The sequence below is a fragment of the Bacterioplanoides sp. genome (genome assembly GCF_965226395.1).
Taxonomy (GTDB): domain Bacteria; phylum Pseudomonadota; class Gammaproteobacteria; order Pseudomonadales; family Oceanobacteraceae; genus Bacterioplanoides.
The window spans coordinates 1,665,322-1,686,050 of record NZ_OZ245358.1; the positions used below are offsets into that span (position 1 = coordinate 1,665,322).

17 protein-coding genes are annotated in these 20,729 nt (G+C 48.3%); 12 read left to right on the forward strand and 5 right to left on the reverse strand.

Annotation, left to right across the window (positions count from 1 at the left end; all coding sequences use genetic code 11):
* Nucleotides 1–33: 33 nt before the first annotated feature.
* From ACO05E_RS07570 to dnaA, 5 genes are all read right to left on the reverse strand, one after another.
* On the reverse strand, nucleotides 34–1,494 hold the full coding sequence (locus ACO05E_RS07570) for a KAP family P-loop NTPase fold protein (RefSeq protein ID WP_419812375.1): 1,461 nt from the start codon (nucleotides 1,492–1,494) through the stop codon (nucleotides 34–36).
* A 132-nt stretch (nucleotides 1,495–1,626) separates the two neighbouring features.
* Complete coding sequence (gene gyrB, locus ACO05E_RS07575) at nucleotides 1,627–4,053, reverse strand: DNA topoisomerase (ATP-hydrolyzing) subunit B (protein WP_419812376.1); 2,427 nt, start codon at nucleotides 4,051–4,053, stop codon at nucleotides 1,627–1,629.
* A 297-nt stretch (nucleotides 4,054–4,350) separates the two neighbouring features.
* Entirely contained in the window at nucleotides 4,351–5,439 is a 1,089-nt protein-coding gene (recF, locus tag ACO05E_RS07580; protein WP_419812377.1) for a DNA replication/repair protein RecF, read from the reverse strand.
* A gap of 12 nt (nucleotides 5,440–5,451) precedes the next feature.
* Complete coding sequence (dnaN, locus tag ACO05E_RS07585; RefSeq protein ID WP_255858239.1) at nucleotides 5,452–6,552, reverse strand: DNA polymerase III subunit beta; 1,101 nt, start codon at nucleotides 6,550–6,552, stop codon at nucleotides 5,452–5,454.
* A gap of 16 nt (nucleotides 6,553–6,568) precedes the next feature.
* Entirely contained in the window at nucleotides 6,569–8,158 is a 1,590-nt protein-coding gene (dnaA, locus tag ACO05E_RS07590) for a chromosomal replication initiator protein DnaA (protein WP_419813669.1), read from the reverse strand.
* Between the two features lie 600 nt (nucleotides 8,159–8,758).
* Here dnaA and rpmH point away from each other — a divergent pair.
* From rpmH to ACO05E_RS07650, 12 genes are all read left to right on the forward strand, one after another.
* Nucleotides 8,759–8,893 carry a 50S ribosomal protein L34 gene (rpmH, locus tag ACO05E_RS07595; protein WP_068657478.1) on the forward strand — a complete coding sequence of 45 codons (135 nt, stop codon included), beginning with the start codon at nucleotides 8,759–8,761 and terminating at the stop codon, nucleotides 8,891–8,893.
* 31 nt (nucleotides 8,894–8,924) lie between these two features.
* Nucleotides 8,925–9,317, forward strand: coding sequence for a ribonuclease P protein component (gene rnpA / locus ACO05E_RS07600; RefSeq protein ID WP_419812378.1), 393 nt, complete (start codon nucleotides 8,925–8,927; stop codon nucleotides 9,315–9,317).
* Between the two features lie 16 nt (nucleotides 9,318–9,333).
* Nucleotides 9,334–9,573: a membrane protein insertion efficiency factor YidD gene (yidD, locus tag ACO05E_RS07605; protein ID WP_419813670.1), complete on the forward strand. Its 240-nt coding sequence runs from the start codon at nucleotides 9,334–9,336 to the stop codon at nucleotides 9,571–9,573.
* 2 nt (nucleotides 9,574–9,575) lie between these two features.
* Nucleotides 9,576–11,237, forward strand: a complete 1,662-nt coding sequence (gene yidC, locus ACO05E_RS07610; protein ID WP_419812379.1) for a membrane protein insertase YidC — start codon at nucleotides 9,576–9,578, stop codon at nucleotides 11,235–11,237.
* A gap of 270 nt (nucleotides 11,238–11,507) precedes the next feature.
* Entirely contained in the window at nucleotides 11,508–12,905 is a 1,398-nt protein-coding gene (gene mnmE, locus ACO05E_RS07615; RefSeq protein WP_419812380.1) for a tRNA uridine-5-carboxymethylaminomethyl(34) synthesis GTPase MnmE, read from the forward strand.
* A 133-nt stretch (nucleotides 12,906–13,038) separates the two neighbouring features.
* Complete coding sequence (locus ACO05E_RS07620; RefSeq protein ID WP_419812381.1) at nucleotides 13,039–13,575, forward strand: hypothetical protein; 537 nt, start codon at nucleotides 13,039–13,041, stop codon at nucleotides 13,573–13,575.
* An 11-nt stretch (nucleotides 13,576–13,586) separates the two neighbouring features.
* Entirely contained in the window at nucleotides 13,587–14,708 is a 1,122-nt protein-coding gene (locus ACO05E_RS07625) for a hypothetical protein (RefSeq protein WP_419812382.1), read from the forward strand.
* Between the two features lie 125 nt (nucleotides 14,709–14,833).
* Entirely contained in the window at nucleotides 14,834–15,781 is a 948-nt protein-coding gene (locus tag ACO05E_RS07630) for a hypothetical protein (RefSeq protein WP_419812383.1), read from the forward strand.
* A gap of 370 nt (nucleotides 15,782–16,151) precedes the next feature.
* Nucleotides 16,152–18,050, forward strand: coding sequence for a tRNA uridine-5-carboxymethylaminomethyl(34) synthesis enzyme MnmG (gene mnmG / locus ACO05E_RS07635; protein WP_419812384.1), 1,899 nt, complete (start codon nucleotides 16,152–16,154; stop codon nucleotides 18,048–18,050).
* 110 nt (nucleotides 18,051–18,160) lie between these two features.
* Entirely contained in the window at nucleotides 18,161–18,376 is a 216-nt protein-coding gene (locus ACO05E_RS07640) for a hypothetical protein (RefSeq protein WP_419812385.1), read from the forward strand.
* 171 nt (nucleotides 18,377–18,547) lie between these two features.
* Nucleotides 18,548–18,910: a hypothetical protein gene (locus tag ACO05E_RS07645; RefSeq protein ID WP_419812386.1), complete on the forward strand. Its 363-nt coding sequence runs from the start codon at nucleotides 18,548–18,550 to the stop codon at nucleotides 18,908–18,910.
* A gap of 7 nt (nucleotides 18,911–18,917) precedes the next feature.
* Complete coding sequence (locus ACO05E_RS07650; protein ID WP_419812387.1) at nucleotides 18,918–20,666, forward strand: DUF4105 domain-containing protein; 1,749 nt, start codon at nucleotides 18,918–18,920, stop codon at nucleotides 20,664–20,666.
* The last annotated feature ends 63 nt before the right edge of the window (nucleotides 20,667–20,729 follow it).

The window sequence follows — 20,729 nt, forward strand, 5'->3', positions numbered from 1 at the left end:
ACCATCCGGAAATTCCGGATGGTTGCGGATTGATCAGGTTAAGTCTGAAGCCATTTCGACGAGGTCGATATAGTTATCCAAACTCACCGAATATTGGCTAATACCATATTGGATTATCACTGCGATGGCGGGAATCTCCTCACCTTGACCTTGCTTTTCTAGATTAAACACTATTTGAGCTACATTTTGTCTAGATCTCTCAAACGCACTAGTTATTGACGACACAAGTTGATCTTCGGGCTTAAGAGTTATTGCTCTTACCTTGTAGCCATCAAAATTTTCTGTGAATTCTATTTCTTTATGAATACCCGAATCGTAATAACTGTTTTTCACTATTTGCTGGTTGAGGTATTTAGGAGTCAAAGTGAAATTAATCGTATATTGCGAATTGGCAAGCCTTGATAAATTCACCTCCTCAAGGCTATTTAGATTTTCAGAATTACTAAATCTATACCCCAAAAGAACTGCAATTGCGACCCAGAAATACTTATCTTTATTTACCGTATTTGAAAAACAAGCTAAGAGTTGATCAAGCCATTGTTCAATGTCTCTCAAGGAAAATCTAAAAGATTCAGCAAGAGCTGATAAGCTTTCTATAAATTTACGCCTACTTTCAAATATCACTTGTCCATTACAGCTAATTTCTAATATTTCCCAGAGCTTTTTCGTAACATTTCTGGTTTCAATAAAGCGATAAACATTAGATCTTCTTAACGAAAAATTTCTATCGAAAAATCTGCATAAATACCGTGATGAATCAAACCCTTCACCATAAACAGCTTTAATCGAGTGCTGTAGCTGTTCAGTATCTGTAGCAATGACAAAAACTACTCCCTCAATATCAAACAGATGCTTAACCGTTTCTAATAATTCAATGGCATAAGTAGGTCTGCATCTATCAAGCTCATCAATAAACACATACATTGGAGATTGTTGACCATGTTTAAAACAATCCTGCAACCATCGCTGGATAGAAGTCTTAAAGCTTTCTAACTCTTTTAATTTATTTTTGTGCTCTTCGACTCCCAGACTTAAAGCTTTCTCTGCTGCATCTTTAAAGCTATCCATATCGAACTCATCAGAATCTACACCAGCATATGTTTTTAATATGCCTTTGAAAAAAGCTGGGCCAGCCTGTTTCAGTAGTCTGCCACCGGATCGGAATAAATTCTCTTTATACTTGTCTGCAGCGACGTTTGAATTATTTTTTAAAGCTTCTGTTATCTCAGTAATTACTGTCAGGAGTGGATCGTCAGAAAAGTCATTTTTCCAAGCGTCAATATACGCAGCGGGGTGTTGTTTTTTTACTTCGTTAAACCAGCGTTTTAAGAAGTAGGTTTTTCCAGCTCCCCATTCAGCATTCAAGTTCATCACATAACTTTGTGTTGATTTTGAATTGAGAAACTCCGTAAGAAATTTTGCGTACTCACCTCTACCTAACTGATCTGGAGGAAGGAGATCTAAAGGCTCTTGCCACTTCCAATCAAAATCCATTTTTATTACCTACAGAACTATTAATTAACTAACCGTAGGTTACGGTAAATCCCCCTAGATCAACAAACAAAAAAGGGAGCCATTGGCTCCCTTCTTAATGCTTAGCTTTCGCTGAAAAATAATCGCTCTGAATCAAAAATCCAGGTTCGACACATTCAGCGCATTGGCTTCAATAAACGCACGACGTGGTTCAACGTCATCCCCCATCAGGGTGGTAAACATCTTATCCGCGCCAATGGCGTCTTCGATGCTCACTTGCAGCATACGACGCGCTTCCGGATCCATAGTGGTTTCCCACAGCTGTTCCGGGTTCATCTCGCCCAGTCCTTTATAGCGCTGGATATTGAAGCCTTTTTTCGCTTCGTTCAGCAGCCATTGAACCGCATCCCAGAAATCTTCAATTTCATGGTGGTTACGATCGCCTTCACCACGCTGGATGTATGCGCCGTCTTCCAGCAGTCCCGACAGTTCTTCGCTCATGGAAGCCAGTTTCTGGTAACCAGAGCCGGAGAAGAAGTCCTGATCCAGGATGTATTCTTTTGGAATACCGTGGGTAATTACATTAATTATTACCTGCTCACCGCCACGCTCGATATCAGCTTGTGATGAAACTTCAAAGTGAGAACCGCTACGGCCTGCATCTGGAAGAGCATCACCAAGCTTCTTAGCCCAATCAGCTACTTGAGCTCCATCATTCAAATCTTCCACACTCAAACGTGGCAGAGACAACATCGCATGTAATGCTTCACGTGGAACAAGGTTGCTCATACGCGTTACGGTGTCTTGCGCGTTACGGTAATCATCCACCAGTTTGGCAAAGGCTTCATCAGAGATCGCTGGCGCGTCTGCATTCGGGTACAGAGCCGCTTTCTCCAGCGCCACATGGGTCAGGTAGCTTTCCAGTGCAGCTTCGTCTTTGATGTACTGTTCTTGCTTACCACGCTTGATTTTGTACAGCGGTGGCTGAGCAATATAGACGTGACCACGTTCGATGATTTCCGGCATTTGACGGAAGAAGAAGGTCAACAGCAGCGTACGAATGTGCGCACCGTCGACGTCGGCATCGGTCATGATAATGATGGAGTGGTAACGCAGCTTGTCAGGGTTAAATTCTTCGCGGCCAATGCCACAACCCAGTGCAGTAATCAGAGTGCCCACTTCGGCAGACGATAACATCTTGTCGAAGCGTGCTTTTTCGACGTTCAGGATCTTACCTTTAAGCGGCAGAATCGCCTGAGTACGACGGTCTCGGCCCTGTTTGGCGGAACCGCCGGCCGAGTCACCCTCCACCAGGTACACTTCGGACAGTGCCGGGTCTTTTTCCTGACAATCCGCCAGTTTGCCTGGCAAACCGGCGATATCCAGAGCACCTTTACGACGGGTCATCTCACGCGCTTTACGGGCCGCTTCACGGGCACGGGCAGCGTCGATCATTTTACCCACCAGCTCTTTGGCGGCTTGTGGGTTCTCTTCCAGGTATTCTTTAAACAGGCGACCCATTTCTTGCTCAACCGCTGGCTTCACTTCGGAAGACACCAGTTTGTCTTTGGTCTGGGAGCTGAACTTAGGATCAGGCACTTTCACCGAGATAATCGCAGTTAAGCCTTCTCGAGCGTCGTCGCCAGTGGTGGCAACCTTGTTCTTCTTGTCCAGACCTTCTGAGGTGATATAACCGTTCAGAGAGCGTGTCAGCGCCGCACGGAAGCCCGCTAAGTGGGTGCCGCCATCGCGCTGTGGAATGTTGTTGGTGTAGCAGTGAATGCTTTCCTGGAAGCTGTCGTTCCATTGCATGGCCACTTCTACCGCCATGCCGTCTTCACGTTCCGCGTTGAAGTGGAACACGTCATTCAGGGCGTTTTTGCCTTCGTTCAGGAATTCCACGAACGATTTCAGGCCACCTTCAAATTCGAAGATATCTTCTTTATCAGCAACACGTTCGTCTTTCAGATGAATTTTCACACCTGAGTTCAGGAAGGACAACTCACGCAGACGCTTGGCCAGGTAATCGTAAGAGAATTCGGTTTTGGTGAAGGTTTCCTTCGATGGCAGGAAAGTCACCATAGTGCCGTTAGTTTCAGACACGCCCACTTCTTTCAGTGGGTAATCCGGATCACCGTGGGTGTACTCCTGCTCGTAGATTTTGCCACCACGACGGATGGTCAGCTTGAGCTTTTCCGACAGCGCGTTCACCACCGACACACCCACACCGTGCAGACCGCCGGAGACTTTGTAGGAGTTATCGTCGAATTTACCACCAGCGTGTAATACCGTCAGAATCACTTCCGCCGCTGAGCGCCCTTCTTCCGGGTGCATTTCGGTTGGAATACCACGGCCGTTATCGGAAACCGATACCGAGTTGTCCGGGTGAATCACCACGGTGACTGTGTCGCAGTGTCCGGCTAACGCTTCGTCGATGGAGTTATCCACCACCTCAAACACCATGTGGTGCAGACCTGTGCCATCGTCGGTGTCACCGATATACATACCGGGGCGTTTCCGTACGGCATCCAGTCCCTTCAGGACCTTAATACTCGACGAGTCGTAACTCTGCTCTGACATTGGTGTTCCTCTGTTCTTTTTAGCCTTTCAGAGCCGTGTGTATCTGGCCTGAAATCCGACATAACAAAGCGAATAAGTGTAACAAATTCAGGGGAAATGTGCTTGTTTTAGAAGGCTTGTTTTAAGCGATAAACAGCAGTTTGAGTAGAATCTAAGGAGGAGCCTTTGAAACACTGAGATATTGCCTTACGGGGCGCTACAAGTTCATCCCTGAAGGCTAATAAATCACATCCCTGTGATTTACCCCTGCAGGCAATAACATCAATGCTTCAAGGCAGAATAAGCCGAGCAGACTTATTACAAGTTTGGTTCTTCAACAACCACACCTTGTTCCACGTGGAACATTTTGCTGGCGGTGGGTTGCCAAACATCGGTGAGCTTCTCTTTATCGATGCTGGTGATAAAGACCTGGCAATCGAGATCTTCCAGCAACTTACATAATGCATGACGGTGTTTTTCGTCCAGCTCAGACGCCAGATCATCGACCAGATAAATAGTGCGACGCTGGCTCTCTTGTTGGAATAAAGCACCCTGGGCAATCTTCAGTGCCGCAACCACTGTCTTTTGCTGCCCACGGGATAAAATCTCCGCCGCCGGAAGTTTACCTACCTTAATGCGTAACTCGGCTCTGTGTGGCCCTGATTGGGTGTAACCGATGACTAAATCACGCTCCTGCTGCTTCTCCAGCACGTCTGCCAACGGCGTGTCTTTATCCCAACCACGGTAATACGCCAGTTGCACATCAATGGTGTTATCAAGCTGATTAAGAATACGCTCGAATTCTGGCTTAAAGCGTTTGAGGTAGGTCTGGCGGTGCTGATCAATCACTTCGGCACTTTCGATAAAGCCCGTGGTCCAGGTGGGTAACCATTCCAGCTCTTTTTGTTTCAGAACCGAATTACGCTGTTTTAGCTGCTTACGGAAGGTTTTCCACTGTTCCATAAACTTGTGTTCCACGTGGAACACTCCCCAGTCGATAAACTGGCGTCGTTCTTCCGGAGAGCCGGATAACAGCTTAAACGTATTGGGGTCGATAATCTGAACCGGAAGCCAATGTGCGGCTTCGGCCTGAGACGTCAGCACCGAACCGTTCAGTTTTAATAAGGTATCGCCACTTTTTAACCGCAGGCTGTCCATGGTGCACAAACCACGTTCTTCATCGTCAACTTCGAGGAACATCTCGATGCGATCTGACTCGTGATTCAGTACATGCTGGATTTTGGAAGTACGGAAGGATTTTCCCGAGGCCATCAGAGCAATGGCTTCTAACACACTGGTTTTACCGCAACCGTTGTTGCCGTAGATAAAATTAACGCCCTCGTGGGGCGTTATTTCCAGCGGCTGCAGATTACGCACGCCGCTGATTTTTAATTGCCGAATAGGCATAGAGCTCGAACCCTACAGACGCATTGGCATAACAACATACATCGCATCGCCACCTTCCGGCTCTTCCAGCAATGCAGAAGAGTTAGCGTCAGACAGCGTCATTTTCACTTGCTGAGTATCCAGCACGCTCATCACGTCTTGCAGGTATGAAACGTTGAAACCCATTTCCAGTGAATCACCGTTGTAATCCACACCAACGGATTCTTCCGCTTCTTCCTGCTCCGGGTTGTTGGCGAACACTTTCAGCAGTTCCGGTTCCAGTACCAGACGTACACCACGGTACTTTTCGTTCGACAGAATGGCGGTACGGGCAAATACTGAGCGCAGTTCCTGACGATCCGCCAGCATCACATTGCTGCCGTTCTTCGGAATCACACGGCCATAATCCGGGAACTTACCGTCTACCAGTTTGGAGGTGAAGGTGAAGTTTTCGGTGGTGGCACGCAGGTGATTGGTGCTCAGCGCCAGAGAAACGCTGGCTTCCGGGTCGGTCAGCAGCTTAGCCATTTCCAGCACGCCTTTACGCGGCAGAATGATTTGCTGCGCAGTATCCGGGCCAGCCATTTCAACGTGGGCCGTTGCTAAGCGGTGACCATCGGTAGAAACCGTACGTAAACCATTGGCGGTTACTTCAAACAGCATACCGTTGAGGTAATAACGCACGTCCTGCTGAGCCATGGCAAAGCTGGTGCGATCGATCACACGACGCAGCTTGTTCTGCTCCAGCACAAAGTGCTGCTCACCGGCGATGTTTTCCACATTCGGGAATTCGGTCGCAGGCAGCGTTGATAAGGTAAAACGGGAGCGACCGGAGCGTACATTGACACGCTGGTCATCCTGCTCGATGGTAATTTCTGCACCGTCCGGTAAGGAACGGCAGATATCCATCAGCTTTTTCGCGGGTACAGTAATCTCACCTTCCTGGCCAACCTCGTCAAGCGTGACGCGACCAACCAGTTCAACTTCCAGATCTGTACCCGTTAAAGACAGCTGCTGGCCCTGAACTTCCAACAACACGTTGGACAGTACCGGCAGCGTCTGGCGTTTTTCCACTACGCCGGCTACCAGTTGCAATGGGCGCAGAAGGGCTTCCCTAGAGATAACGAATTTCATGGTTCTCCACTCAGATCTAGGTTGTCAGTGAACGCAGTAAGTTCTTGTAATCTTCACGAACGTCTGCAGTCGTTTCCTGTAACTCTTTGATTTTACGGCATGCGTGCAAAACTGTCGTGTGGTCACGACCACCAAACGCAGCGCCGATTTCCGGCAGGCTGTGATTGGTTAATTCTTTGCTCAATGCCATCGCCACCTGTCGTGGGCGGGCAATGGAACGCGTGCGGCGCTTAGATAATAAATCAGACAACTTCAGTTTGTAATACTCAGCCACAATTCGCTGAATATTGTCGATACTGACTTGTTTATCCTGCAGAGCCAACAGGTCTTTTAGTGATTCTTTAATAAAAGGAAGAGTAATGTCACTGCCGGTAAAATGCGAGTTCGCAATCACCCGTTTCAGTGCCCCTTCCAGCTCCCGGACATTGGAGCGAATTTTCTGGGCAATAAAGAAAGCAGCGTCGTCTGGCAGGTGCACATTACTCTGCTCGGCCTTCTTCATTAAGATCGCAACCCGGGTTTCCAGTTCCGGTGGTTCCACCGCTACGGTTAAACCCCAGCCGAAACGACTTTTCAGGCGCTCTTCCAGGCCATTAATTTCTTTTGGATAGCGGTCACAGGTCAGAATCATCTGCTGGCCGCCTTCTAACAAGGCATTAAAGGTGTGGAAAAATTCTTCCTGGGAGCGTTCTTTACCGGCGAAGAACTGGATATCGTCAATTAACAGCGCATCCAGGCCGCGGTAAAAACGTTTAAATTCATTGATGGCGTTCAGCTGTAACGCTTTCACCATATCCTGCACAAAGCGCTCGGAATGCACGTACAACACCTTGGCATTCGGGTCTTTGCTTTGCAGATAGTTACCCACGGCGTGCATTAAGTGAGTTTTACCTAAACCCACACCACCGTATATAAAGAGGGGGTTGTACGAGCCACCGGCGTTTTCAGCCACCTGGCGCGCTGCGGCATGAGCCAGCTGGTTCGATTTACCTTCAACAAAACTCTGGAAGGTAAAGTTGGTATTCAGGAAACTCTGATGCTGTAAGCCCCCTTCTACCTGCACTTCACGCTTGGCTTTAGGCTTAGCCGGTGCAGAACGTGTTGCCGCAAAAGAAGGAGCGCTGCTGATCGGCATGCTAGGCGCTGACTCCATTTGTGGTGCTGACGGCATATCAAAACCACGGCCATCACCAGCCAGTAAATCACCTTGCTGCGGTGCACTGTCGGCCATCGAAGGAGCGTGTTCCAGCTGCGAATAATCCGTTGCTTCAAACCCGGCTGTACTGGTGGGCTGAGCAAAAGCAAATTCTTCTTTAACCACGGGTGGAGCAACGGCCGGCTTGGGCCGACGCGGTGGTGGTGCCGGGCGGGCAGGTGGTGGCGTTGCCGGACGCTGAAACATAGGGCGAGCCTCACCCACCACAATCTCAGCGTGAGTAATACGGCCGCCATTTAATTCAGACAGGATTTCCTGAATCCGCTGCAGGTACTTATCTTTCACCCAGTCTTTCACAAAGCGGTTAGGCGCACTCAGGCTTAACTGACCATTGTCATCCGTGCTGGCCACCAGAGGCCGGATCCATGTGTTGTATTGCTGAGCGGGCAGTTCATGTTGTAACTGACCCAGGCAGTCTTGCCATAAACCTGTCACGGCAACCTCAATATTCAAATTTTAAGCGAGCCGCATAGTGTACCCAAGACCGCCAGGGTTATCCACAGAGATTGCGGGTTAAATCAAAAAAGCCCGAATTCTTGTGGATAAACCCGCTTATAACCCCACTGAAAAGCTGAGCACCGAATTGAGGATAACCCTGACAACCCGGCTCACTGTGTATAACAGGCCATTTAATACACCGGATTTTCCCAGTTAACCCTAAGCTTAAACGCAGTTAATACCTGACTTATAATTCCAGTAAGCTATTGTTTTATAATGATTTTTTTATGTTTTCCACAAAAATTGAGGCCTTAAGAAATAATAATAACGAACTTCTCTCTTCTTTCCTTCAACACATATTCATTCATATTTTCTTATTCAGAACCCAGCGGAAAAGTGATCCAATCGTTTTCACAAACTTTGTGTAATTGCACAAAAATTCACCATTGCTATTGGTTTGCCTTTCTCATACAATTGCCGCCCTCAAAAATTTGGCTTTTCATTGGCTGCTAAGCCGTGAAATACAAACCGTAAATTTAAAGTGACAGTATTATGAAACGTACTTTTCAACCAAGCGTATTAAAGCGTAAGCGTACTCACGGTTTCCGTGCTCGTATGGCTACTAAAAACGGCCGTCAGGTTCTGGCTCGTCGTCGTGCAAAAGGCCGTCACGTTCTGACTGCTTAATTGACCGTTTACTTCCGTACGATTGTTATTGATGCCTGAGTTTGAGTTTTCCCGGCAACTGCGTTTATTAAAACCAGCCGAGTTCAAACGGGTTTTTGATAACACCGAATTACGCGGAAGTACCCCCCAGTTGCTGTTGCTTGCATCAGCGAATGGGCTTGATCATCCGCGAATTGGCTTTGTATTGGCAAAGAAGCAAATCAAGCATGCGGTGCAACGTAATCGGGTTAAACGACTTATTCGTGAGTCTTGCCGGTTAAATCAGCATCAATTGCCTGCCGCCGATTTTGTTATACTGGCCCGTTCCGGGATCACTGAGCTGGACAACCAGCAAATACGTGAGATGATTGACGCCCTTTGGTTCAGATTGAAGCGCCCATCCCATGGCAGACCATCAAACGGCAAACGTAAAAAACGGCGTTAACCCTATCGCCCGATTTATGCTCGCTTTTGTTGCGCTCTATCGCTACGCAATCAGTCCCTTATTTCCCAGTCGTTGTCGTTATTACCCCACTTGTTCTGCTTATGCCGATGAAGCTATTCGTCGTTATGGTGCATTACGCGGTGGTAAGTTAGCCTTACAGCGATTGCTCCGGTGTCACCCATGGGGTTCCCATGGCGTCGATCCGGTACCTGATATACCCAACCCTCAATCCCACTGTTGTCAACGGAAAGCCTGATCATGGATATCCGCCGTACGGTTATATTTATTGGCTTAGCCATTAGTACTTATTTTTTAATTCTTGCCTGGAATGATGACTACGGTCAGAACACTCAGGCAAACGCGCCGATTGCGGCGGTTTCTGAAACTCAGGATGCGCCGGTACCCGTGGAAGCTGGTGTTGTCAGTGCTGACAATGGTGATATCCCGGATGTGGATGCACCACAAGTCGCTCCGGAGTCCATTGATGTGGCAGTGCCGGATGGCAAGCTGATCACTGTGAATACCGATGTGTTACAGGTCACCATTGATCCTCGTGGTGGTGAAGTCACTCAGGTGTTGCTGCCAGCGTATCCGGCGTCTATTGAACAAAAAGACGTGCCGTTTGTGCTGATGGAGAAAAACAACCGTCGTACTTATGTGGCTCAAAGTGGTCTGCTGGGTAAAGACGGTGTTGATGCCAAAGGTCCGGCGTTATACAGCGTTGCTCAGAACAGCTACGAGCTTGCTGAAGGTGATTCAGAGCTGAAGGTTGTTCTGACGACTGAAACCGCTAAAGGTACCGTCGAGAAAATCTTTACTTTTAAGCCGGGTAATTACCTGATCGACGTGACTTACCGCATCAACAACACGTCAGATCAGAACTGGCAAGGTACTTTCTATGCTCAGCTGAAGCGTGATAACTCATCCGACCCGTCTGAGGGTAATGCGATGGGTATGCAGTCTTATCTGGGGGCGGCATTAACCACCAAAGAAAACCGTTACGAAAAGATTGGTTTTGATGATCTGGTTGATGGTCCGTATAAGTCTGTTGAACAAGGTGGTTGGGCGTCAATGCTGCAGCACTACTTCCTGTCTGCCTGGATTCCTGCTCAGGATCAGCCGCACACCTACAATGGTCGTCAGGTTAAAGGCAACAATGTATTCGGTTTCTACAGTGCTCCTACTACAGTAGCACCGGGCTCTGTGGGTGAAGTGGGTGCGCAATTGTACGTTGGCCCGAAAGACCAGGAGCGTTTAGGTGAAATTGCTGAACATCTGGATCTGACCATCGACTACGGTTGGTTATGGTGGGTGGCTCAGCCACTGTTCTGGTTGCTGGATAACATCCACGACATTGTGGGTAACTGGGGTGTTGCGATTATCTTCCTGACCATTCTGATTAAGCTGGCGTTCTTCAAGCTGTCGGCGGCGTCTTACCGCTCGATGGCGAATATGCGTAAAGTCGCGCCGAAGATGCAGGAAATCAAAGAGCGCTACGGTGATAACCGTGAGAAGCTCGGCCAGGAGATGATGAAGCTCTACAAGGAAGAGAAGATCAATCCACTGGGCGGCTGTTTACCGATTCTGGTACAGATGCCGGTGTTTATTGCGCTGTACTGGGTACTGATGGAATCCGTTGAGCTGCGCCAGGCGCCGTTCTTCCTGTGGATTGAAGATATGTCGGTGATGGATCCTTACTTTATCCTGCCGCTGATCATGGGCGCTTCGATGTTTATTCAGATGAAGCTGAACCCAACACCGCCAGACCCAATGCAGGCGCGTGTGATGCAGTTTATGCCAATCATCTTCACCATCTTCTTCCTGTGGTTCCCGGCTGGCCTGGTACTGTACTGGGTAGTGAACAACATTCTGTCGATTGCGCAGCAGTATGTGATCACTAAGCAGATTGAAAATAGCTGATTATTAACTGTTATATAAAACCCCGATTGGGTGTTTTAGCTAAGCGACCTCCGATGGCATGGATGCCATCGAAGAGCCTACATGGATGTACTTGCAGCGTGTCGCGTGCTGAAATGCCGGATCGGGGTTTTCTTTTCTCTGGAAAAAGTGTTTCGTGTTCGATTTGTCACGTGACACGTGGTAAATACGTCCCTGTACACTCGACTATCGCATCCCTGCGATAGACGGTCACTCAGACAAAACCAACACGACACACTCAAGCGAATTCTTATGTCAGAACATGCCATTCATCAGGACACCATCACCGCTGTTGCCACCGCCCCCGGGCGCGGAGGCGTTGGTATTATTCGGGTATCCGGTGAGCTGGCACTCACTGTGGCAGAAAAGATTCTCGGCTTTCAGCCAAAACCCCGCTACGCCCACTACGGCCCATTTACCGCTGCGGATGGCACGGTGCTGGACGAAGGCATTGCCTTGTATTTCCCCAATCCGAACTCATTTACTGGCGAAGATGTGCTGGAGCTGCAAGGCCATGGCGGCCCGGTGGTGCTGGATCTGCTGTTAAAAGAAGTGGTGGCGTTAGGCTGTCGCTTAGCGCGCCCGGGTGAGTTCTCAGAACGCGCCTTCCTCAATGATAAAATGGATCTAGCCCAAGCTGAGGCGATTGCTGACTTAATTGACTCCGCCTCTGAGCAAGCCGCTCGTTGTGCGCTGCGCTCGATGCAGGGGGAATTCTCGAACAAAGTACACAGTCTGCTCGATCAGCTGATTCATCTGCGGATGTATGTGGAAGCAGCGATCGACTTTCCGGAAGAAGAAATCGACTTTCTTTCGGATGGCAAAGTTTCCACTATGTTATCCACAGTTGACGGTGAATTAAAATCGGTGCTGCAGGAAGCCAATCAGGGTGCTCTATTGCGGGAAGGCATGAACGTCGTCATTGCTGGGCGGCCTAACGCTGGTAAGTCCTCACTACTGAATGCCTTAGCGGGTCAGGAGCGGGCTATTGTCACCGATATTGCCGGTACCACCCGGGATGTTTTAAAAGAGCATATTCATATTGATGGCATGCCGCTGCACATCATTGATACCGCGGGTTTGCGCGATGCGCCGGATGAAGTGGAACGTATTGGTATCCAGCGTGCCTGGGCCGAGATTGAGCAGGCCGATCGGGTGTTGCTGATGATTGATTCCACCACTCACGAAACCGACCCTAAAGCCCTGTTGCATGCCTTGTATGATGAACAGGGATTAGCCTCAGAGACGGATTCACTATTGGCCTCTGGGCGTTTAACCGTGATCCGTAATAAGGCGGATATCTCAGAAGAAAGCATGGGGTTATCCACAACCGGGGATTTCCCAACCATTACCTTATCGGCGAAACACAACCAGGGCGTGGATGACCTGCGCCAGCACCTGAAAGACGTGATGGGATTTGAAGCCGCTTCTGAAGGTGGATTCCTCGCCCGCCGTCGTCATATTGATGCGCTAAACCGTGCTCAGGAAGCGCTGGATTTTGGCCGTCAGCAGCTGGAAGGCATGGCCGCCGGTGAGTTACTGGCCGAAGACCTGCGCATGGCACAACACGCGCTGAATGAAATCACTGGTGAATTCACCGCTGACGACCTGTTGGGTGAGATTTTTGGTAGCTTCTGCATTGGTAAGTGATTGTAAGCAATTGTTTCGGATTTTATCTGTACGGTAATATCCTACTTTTGTATTGTACGGATTCTGATCAGTAATCAGTTGTTCATATTGATTTATGACTGATTAACTAATTCTCATAATCCGGATTAAAACCATGTTTCGCAAAATAAAAATAGCAACAGTAAGTGCTTTAGCACTTTGTTCATTGAACTCGATCGCCGATCAGGTAGTTATCGATGACCTGATTGTTGAGGGAAGCCAGTGTGTTGGTGACGCCTGTACTGACACTGAAGATTTTGGTTTTGATACATTACGTCTGAAAGCAGACGACCCGCGGATTTCTTTTATTGATACCAGTAATACGGCTGCTTTCCCGACCAATGATTGGCTGATGGGTATCACCAGTGAGTCATTATTAGATGCACCTTATTTCTACCTGATTGACCAAACCAGTCAGCAATCTGTATTAAAAATCTCAGCAGGGGATAACAGCAGTGTTGCTTTGGGGGCCGGTTCTGAGCTGGTTGATGGTGCAATATCTGTTGGCGCTGAAGGTGCGGAACGCCGTATTACTCATGTCGCTGAAGGAACAGCTGATTCTGATGCGGTAACCAAGGAGCAAATGGATGCTGCGGTAAACGCCATCAACGCCCGAATTGATACGATTCTTACCCGCCTCAATGAACTTTGAGGAGGAAGAACATGATAATTACAAAAATACCGGCTGCCGGTTTAGTGGCACTGTTAACCTTGAATGTGACACTGGCCAGGTCTGCTCAGCTAATACAAGAAAATCAAACCGTGATTGGCAGTGCTTGTATTGGACTGGATTGTTTTAATGGTGAAGACTTCTCCAGAAATAACGGAGATCAGGCGCTCAGTAATGATGTCTTACGCTTAAAAGAGAACAATCTGAGAATTAATTTTGATGATGCATCAGCTGCTGAAAAATTAGGCAAACGCTGGGAAATGACCTTCAATTCAACGGCCAATGGTGGTGGGTCTTATTTTCTTTTACAGGCGTTAAACAACGAGAAGTCAGAAATCCGTGTTTCTGATGGATACCAGCGTCAACCCATCTGCGATGGCTACGGATCAATCTTTGATGGTGGTTATATAGAAAATGAATTTATCCCGGCCGGTGAGCCAATTTTAGTACCTGCTTCGACAACTGTCCCTCAGCAAGGCTATCTGGTGGAATGTGAAACCAGTGATGTTTTGAGTGACGGTACAGTGCCAGCACCGATTTGTGATGTGGTCCAGAATAATGACACAGTGCAGTTTAACGGGGTTATTCCAAACGGCGAACCTATCATTGAAGTGGCTTCTGTGACCCAGGGCTTTTGGACGATGTATACCTGTACTGAGTCGGAAGAGCTGGACTATCAACGTCAGAACTTATTCCAGATTAATGCCGGTGCTAATGGCGATATTGTTTTAGGCGAAGGTGGCCCTTCATCGGATGAACGCATCGTTTCTTTGGGCCGCGATGGCATGGTTCGTCAGCTGAAAAATATCGCTTCGGCTTTTTCTGCGTCGGATATTGTTACCGTAGGTGACCTGAAACAGGCATTGGAGAATACGGATCAACAGCTGGATGTCATTGATTTGTTTCTGGCCAGTTATCCGGTATTCAAAGACTTCTTAGCAGGAACAAGCGATCAGGCGCCAACTCCTGAGCCAGAACCGGCTCCCGGTGCAGAAGATGGTGCTGATACTCAATCATCCGGATCAGATGGAGAGCCCATGATTGGTTCTTTAAACTGGGGTTTCATGATTTTGCTATCAGGACTCCTAGTTATCAGACGCAGATTTAACGGCTGATAACAAATGAAGCGGTATCAGATTGATATCGCTTCTTTATACCGGGAGCTTTAATTCCCTCTAAAGCCAGCAAAACTTCGGCCGATTGCTATCTTTAATAGCAACATTCACGAGCGGAGTTTGACGTGCGAAAGATTACCCTGGCAACGTGCCTGGCTTTATCCATCAACCTGACGGGCTGTATTGCCGAAGACGATGACGACGAAATCGTTAATGATCAGGGCGAAACCATTACCGATCAAACGGCTTCACTAAGCGGTTTCTGGAACGGGCAGTTCAATCAAACAACGGACCTGCGGGTCCTGATCTACAACGGCAATGTCTATGGCCTTGATGCAGACAATGGTTATTACGGTGATATTGTTCTCAATGCCGGTAACCGTACCGTGATTGCCGATCTGACGGCATATGCCCTCAATACCGATTCCGATTCAACCGCCAAACAATTTATTGCCGATGGTAACGAGGCGGATTATGAGCTGGATACTCAGCTTTCAAGCCTGCAAGCGACGGATGACTCGTTGTTCGGTGGTTACAGTGTCGATGGCACATCAACCGGCAATATCCTGTTAACCCGTGATGGCACCTGGGAAAACAACAGCCCGTTATCGGCGCTGATTAAAACCGGTAAATGGACCGCAACCAATTACGAGCTGGTGACTACCCGAGCCGGAGAGCGAGTGATTTTCACCGGTGTATCCACCGATTCCGCCAATGCCGGTTGTATCTTTCGTGGTGAGTTAACCACCATCGACACCAACTTCAATTTATATCGCGCGACCCTGAGCGAACGTGAAGATTGCCCGGCATTTAATGAATCAGAAGTGCCCGGATTTGCTGGCTTTAACAGCGATGGTGATCTGGAGTTTTATTTCCGTGCCAGCAACTCGTTGTTGTTTATGACCTTCACACCACCGGCGGATGCCAGCGGTGGTGGCGACTCTGGTGGTGACGCGGGCAACGGCGACGCCGGAGGTGATGCGGGTAACGGAGACGCCGGTGGTGATGCGGGCAACGGAGACGCTGGTGGTGATGCAGGTAACGGCGATGCCGGGAATGCTCCCGCAGGATAATGCGAATCCCTGAAACTGTTGAAAACCCTGTGATATAGCTGCAAAAAACCCGGGCAAAGCCTGGGTTTTTTTATGGATAAAACCCAGACATAGGCTGTGAATAATAACTTATCTACAATTATGTACAGCTTTATAAACATCCTAAGTATTTGTTTTTATTATAAATATTAAAAATAAGAACACTCTGTTAGGAAATAAAATCACAATGAAAAACGTATTGTGGATAAAGTGGATAACTTGGCTGGTTAAAAAATGCTCAGCACTCTGCCCTATTGGGGTGAGTCCTGATATAATGCGCGCCCTTTTCGCTTAGCTGGGTTTATGCAGCAGCAGTAAAGCTGAGCGCAAACAACAAGATTTGAGGTGAGTTGTGGATTATCCGGTTCGGTATGATGTGATTGTGGTTGGTGGTGGACACGCGGGTACCGAGGCGGCTCTGGCGGCAGCGCGTACCGGCTGTAAAACCTTACTGTTAACCCACAACACCGACACCGTTGGCGTGATGTCCTGCAATCCGGCCATTGGTGGTATTGGTAAAAGCCATCTGGTGAAAGAAATCGACGCCTTAGGTGGCGCCATGGCACGGGCAACGGATCAGGCCGGTATTCAGTTCCGTACACTGAACAGCCGCAAAGGCCCGGCGGTTCGTGCCACTCGCGCTCAGGCTGATCGTGCCTTGTACCGCACTGCCATTCGTAACATCGTTGAGAATCAGGATAACCTGGATATCTTCCAGGCTTCTTGTGACGACCTCATTGTTCAGGGTGATGGTGTGGGTTCGACCGCTTGTGGTGTGGTGACCAATACCAATATGCGTATTCACGCCACCACCGTGGTGCTGACGGCCGGTACCTTCCTGGGTGGATTGATCCATATTGGTATGGAAAACCACAAAGGTGGTCGTGCTGGTGATCCACCGTCGATTGCACTGGCCCAGCGTTTACGCGAAATGCCGTTTAACGTTGGTCGTTTAAAAACCGGTACTCCGGCGCGGATTGATCGTCGCAGTGTCGATTTCTCCGTAATGCAGGAACAACCGGGTGATACACCGCTGCCGGTGATGTCCTTTATGGGTTCGGTGGATGAGCACCCGGAACAGGTCAGCTGTTACATCACCCACACCAACGAGCAGACCCACGACATTATCCGTAACAACCTTGATCGCTCGCCTATGTATGCTGGGGTGATTGAAGGCGTTGGCCCGCGTTATTGCCCGTCGATTGAAGATAAGGTGATGCGTTTTGCGGATAAAGACAGCCACCAGATCTTTGTTGAACCGGAAGGCCTGAACAGCAACGAGTTATATCCGAACGGTATTTCCACCTCGCTGCCGTTTGATGTGCAGCTGGATTTAATCCACAGCATGAAAGGCTTTGAGAACGCCCATATAACCCGCCCGGGCTACGCGATCGAATACGATTATTTTAATCCGCAGGATCTGAAACACAGTTTGGAAACCAAGTTTGTGAACAACCTGTTCTTTGCGGGTCAAATCAACGGCACAACCGGTTATGAAGAAGCCGGTGCTCAGGGATTATTGGCCGGCACCAATGCCGCCTTACGGGCGCTGGAAAAAGACGCCTGGATTCCACGCCGTGACCAGTCTTACATTGGTGTACTGGTCGACGACCTGATCACCATGGGTACCAAAGAACCATACCGTATGTTCACCAGCCGTGCGGAATACCGTTTAGTACTGCGTGAAGACAACGCTGATTTACGTCTGACCGAAGTCGGCCGTAATTTAGGCCTGGTCGACGATGAGCGTTGGGCGGCCTTCTCTGCCAAAAAAGAAGGCATCGAACGTGAAGCCGAACGTCTGAAAACCACCTGGGTACAGGCCGGTACTGACGAAGCGAAAAAACTGGAAGAAATGGGTGAAGCGGCTATTGCCCGTGAATATAACCTGCACGATCTGCTGAAGCGCCCGGGCCTGAATTATTCACAGGTCGCTAATTTAAAAGGTGAAGCGGTAGAAGATGCTCAGGTAGCCGAGCAGGTGGAAATCCAGGCCAAATACGACGGTTATATCGCCCGTCAACTGGAAGAAATCGAACAACTGCGTCGCTACGAAAATACTAAACTGCCAACCGATCTTGAATACGATGCCATTGGTGGTTTATCCAACGAAGTGAAACAAAAGCTGCAAACCGTACAGCCAGAAACACTGGGTGTGGCGTCGCGCATTTCCGGAGTGACTCCGGCGGCGATCAGCCAGATTCTGATTCATCTGAAGAAGCGCAAATTGGCGAGTCAGATGACGACCTGATATCTGGCATATCCGCCCTGCTTTGAATCACCCGGTTTTGATACGTATCAAAACCGGGTTTTTTATGTCCGCCATACTGACAGCAACAGTCGTATGACGGGAGAGAAATGATGAGTGGCGAATTACATCTGGTTAAAGAACTATTAGCCGAACTGGACGATAGCAAAGACAAGCAGCTAAACGCCCAATATGCCGAAGATCTGTTATTTACTGAGTTGCTGACCCGTTTGGGCCAGCGTCGTAACGCCACGGATATTCTGCAGCAGGCACAATACCATCTGACCAATCTGGATCAGGATGAATTTGTTGTGACCAGGGGTTGTTAAGCTCATAACCATAGCGATATCACGCGATGGTAATCAAACTGGCAATTCACCATCAATGACATTACAAGTTGAATGAACGATTAATCTTTTTATTGGATAAGATTGTTTCATTTGGCATACTGCAGCTCGCCACGAATGGCTAATGATAATTTACTAAAAGGATCATAAAGGATGTCTTTGAAGAAAGTAGTAGCAGTAATGGGTGCTGCAACCCTGATGACTGGTTGTGCCTCGATTTTGACTGAGGACACTAAAGCAGTAAACGTTTCCACTTCTAACGGGAAAGAGATTCAGGTTACTGTGGATGGCACTGAGCATACAGTACCAGGCATTGTACAATTTAAGAAAGATGGCACCGATAAAATTGTCAGCACTTCAACTGAAGGCTGTGCTAAGCAAACAGCGGCCAACAAAAAAATTGAAGGTGCTTTCTGGGTTAATATCCTGAGCGGTGGTTTATTCGGTTCTACGACTGACTCCGCGACCGATAAGATGTGGACCTACGACGATAACATCATAGTTTCTTGTCAGTAATATTGTTATGTCGATCCTAAAAGGAAGCTTATTAGCTTCCTTTTTTATTGCCTTTAGTGCCCAGTCATTAGCATTGCCGGATTCCGCCAGGCTGCAATGGCAGGCCTTGTTGCATCTTAATCATGATAAGCCGCTGATATCTGATCCGCTGTTTTTATTGTCGGTGAACGATTTCTCTCTTGAGCAAGAGTGGCAGCTGACGCTTGATTTATTTCTGCAGCAACCCGACTCAATTTGCCGTTTTCCCGCTCGTTATCAGCTGATGAAGCAATACGAAGCACTCCCTCTTTTTCCGGTTTGCTCTGACTATCAGCAATTTCTAGAAAAGGCTCCTATCGATAATATTAGTATTGTTTATGCCTCCGAAAACCTGACCAACCCCAATAGCATGATGGGGCATGGCATGCTCTCAATATCTGGCGTTCGCTCTGATGGGAAATATACTCGACATGCCGTTTCTTTTTTTACCGAACTGGATTCCTATAACCCGTTAAAGGTTATCTGGGAGACGGTTGTTGTTGGCAAAGATGGGTATTTTCTGGTTAAACCATTAAACAGCTATATCGACTTTTATAATCAGACAGAACAACGCAATGTCTGGCGTTATATTCTGGATTTAGACGAGTCACAAAAACGTCTGTTGCAGGCACATCTCTGGGAGCTAAAGCATCCGCAGCTCGACTACTTTTTTGATGAACACAATTGCGCCACTTTATCGCTGGATATTCTGCGCGTCGTCCAGCCTGATCTGCCAGCTCCGGATATTGTGTCACCATTGGATCTGGCTAAGATTGTTAACCAATCCGGACTGGTTAAACACACGGAAGTCACTCCCGCTGATAAATGGAAGATTCGTATGCTGAATGAGACGACTGGTGTTCAGGTGACAGAGGCTGCCTCCGAATTCCGCAAGAACGGGAAACTCCCGGCGGATATTCACCAGCCCGAACAACGCTTTTTATTCAAACAACTCAGTACAACCCTGTTGGACTATGATTGGCATCATTCCGAGCTGTCTCTGGCGCAGTACAAAAAACAGAAACAAGCGTTAGCAGATTACCAAACGGAAGCGTTATTTCTGGATATTGATGCTTATCGCTCTCCGTTAAAAACCCCCGGAGACAGCCAACTTGCTGGTGGATGGCTTAATTATCGTGACGAGTCGTGGCTAACATTTCGCTGGCTGCCTGCAGCGCATACGCTGGAAGACGATAACCGCGAATACTTCGGGGAAAATGAATTACGACTGAACGATGTTGAATTACGTTTTTCTCCAAGTAAAAAAGCGTTACAACTGCATCGCTGGCAACTTTATTCAGCCGCTTCACTCACTCCACGGGATAGCCTGATTGGCGGTCTGTCCGGACATTTCCAACTGGGTTTTAAGCCGGTATACAACCAAGACCTGGAAGCTAATACCGGTTTCAGTATGTCGGGTGGTTTGGGGATGACCGAAGCCCTTGGTTCGGATGTACGCTTGTATGCGTTACTCAACGCGGGCGTCGAAGCTGGTCCAACACAGACGCTCAGTTACCTGCAGCCGGAACTCGGCGGTTATTTGTATGAAATATGGGATATGAAAAGTCGCTTCAGTTACAAACCACAACTCCGTTCGGATGGAAAACGACTGCATTTGTGGACGATCGACCACACTTTCAGCGGTCAGCACTCTGCTCTGGTTGCCAAAGCGGAATTGCTGAACCTGGATTCTGCCTGGCAACGAAGCTGGCAGCTGGAATGGCGCTGGTATTACTGAAGCCTGTCATCCGCTGGTCATCTTAGCGTCATCGCTCTGTCTTACTGCTTGCCTACTTTGATT

Excerpts from the sequence above, each read along its gene's own strand:
- ACO05E_RS07570 (WP_419812375.1), bottom strand. The coding sequence starts at position 1,494 with ATGGATTTTGATTGGAAGTGGCAAGAGCCTTTAGATCTCCTTCCTCCA.
- gyrB (WP_419812376.1), bottom strand. The coding sequence starts at position 4,053 with ATGTCAGAGCAGAGTTACGACTCGTCGAGTATTAAGGTCCTGAAGGGA.
- recF (WP_419812377.1), bottom strand. The coding sequence starts at position 5,439 with ATGCCTATTCGGCAATTAAAAATCAGCGGCGTGCGTAATCTGCAGCCG.
- dnaN (WP_255858239.1), bottom strand. The coding sequence starts at position 6,552 with ATGAAATTCGTTATCTCTAGGGAAGCCCTTCTGCGCCCATTGCAACTG.
- rpmH (WP_068657478.1), top strand. The coding sequence starts at position 8,759 with ATGAAACGTACTTTTCAACCAAGCGTATTAAAGCGTAAGCGTACTCAC.
- rnpA (WP_419812378.1), top strand. The coding sequence starts at position 8,925 with ATGCCTGAGTTTGAGTTTTCCCGGCAACTGCGTTTATTAAAACCAGCC.
- yidD (WP_419813670.1), top strand. The coding sequence starts at position 9,334 with ATGCTCGCTTTTGTTGCGCTCTATCGCTACGCAATCAGTCCCTTATTT.
- yidC (WP_419812379.1), top strand. The coding sequence starts at position 9,576 with ATGGATATCCGCCGTACGGTTATATTTATTGGCTTAGCCATTAGTACT.
- mnmE (WP_419812380.1), top strand. The coding sequence starts at position 11,508 with ATGTCAGAACATGCCATTCATCAGGACACCATCACCGCTGTTGCCACC.
- ACO05E_RS07620 (WP_419812381.1), top strand. The coding sequence starts at position 13,039 with ATGTTTCGCAAAATAAAAATAGCAACAGTAAGTGCTTTAGCACTTTGT.
- ACO05E_RS07625 (WP_419812382.1), top strand. The coding sequence starts at position 13,587 with ATGATAATTACAAAAATACCGGCTGCCGGTTTAGTGGCACTGTTAACC.
- ACO05E_RS07640 (WP_419812385.1), top strand. The coding sequence starts at position 18,161 with ATGAGTGGCGAATTACATCTGGTTAAAGAACTATTAGCCGAACTGGAC.
- ACO05E_RS07645 (WP_419812386.1), top strand. The coding sequence starts at position 18,548 with ATGTCTTTGAAGAAAGTAGTAGCAGTAATGGGTGCTGCAACCCTGATG.
- ACO05E_RS07650 (WP_419812387.1), top strand. The coding sequence starts at position 18,918 with ATGTCGATCCTAAAAGGAAGCTTATTAGCTTCCTTTTTTATTGCCTTT.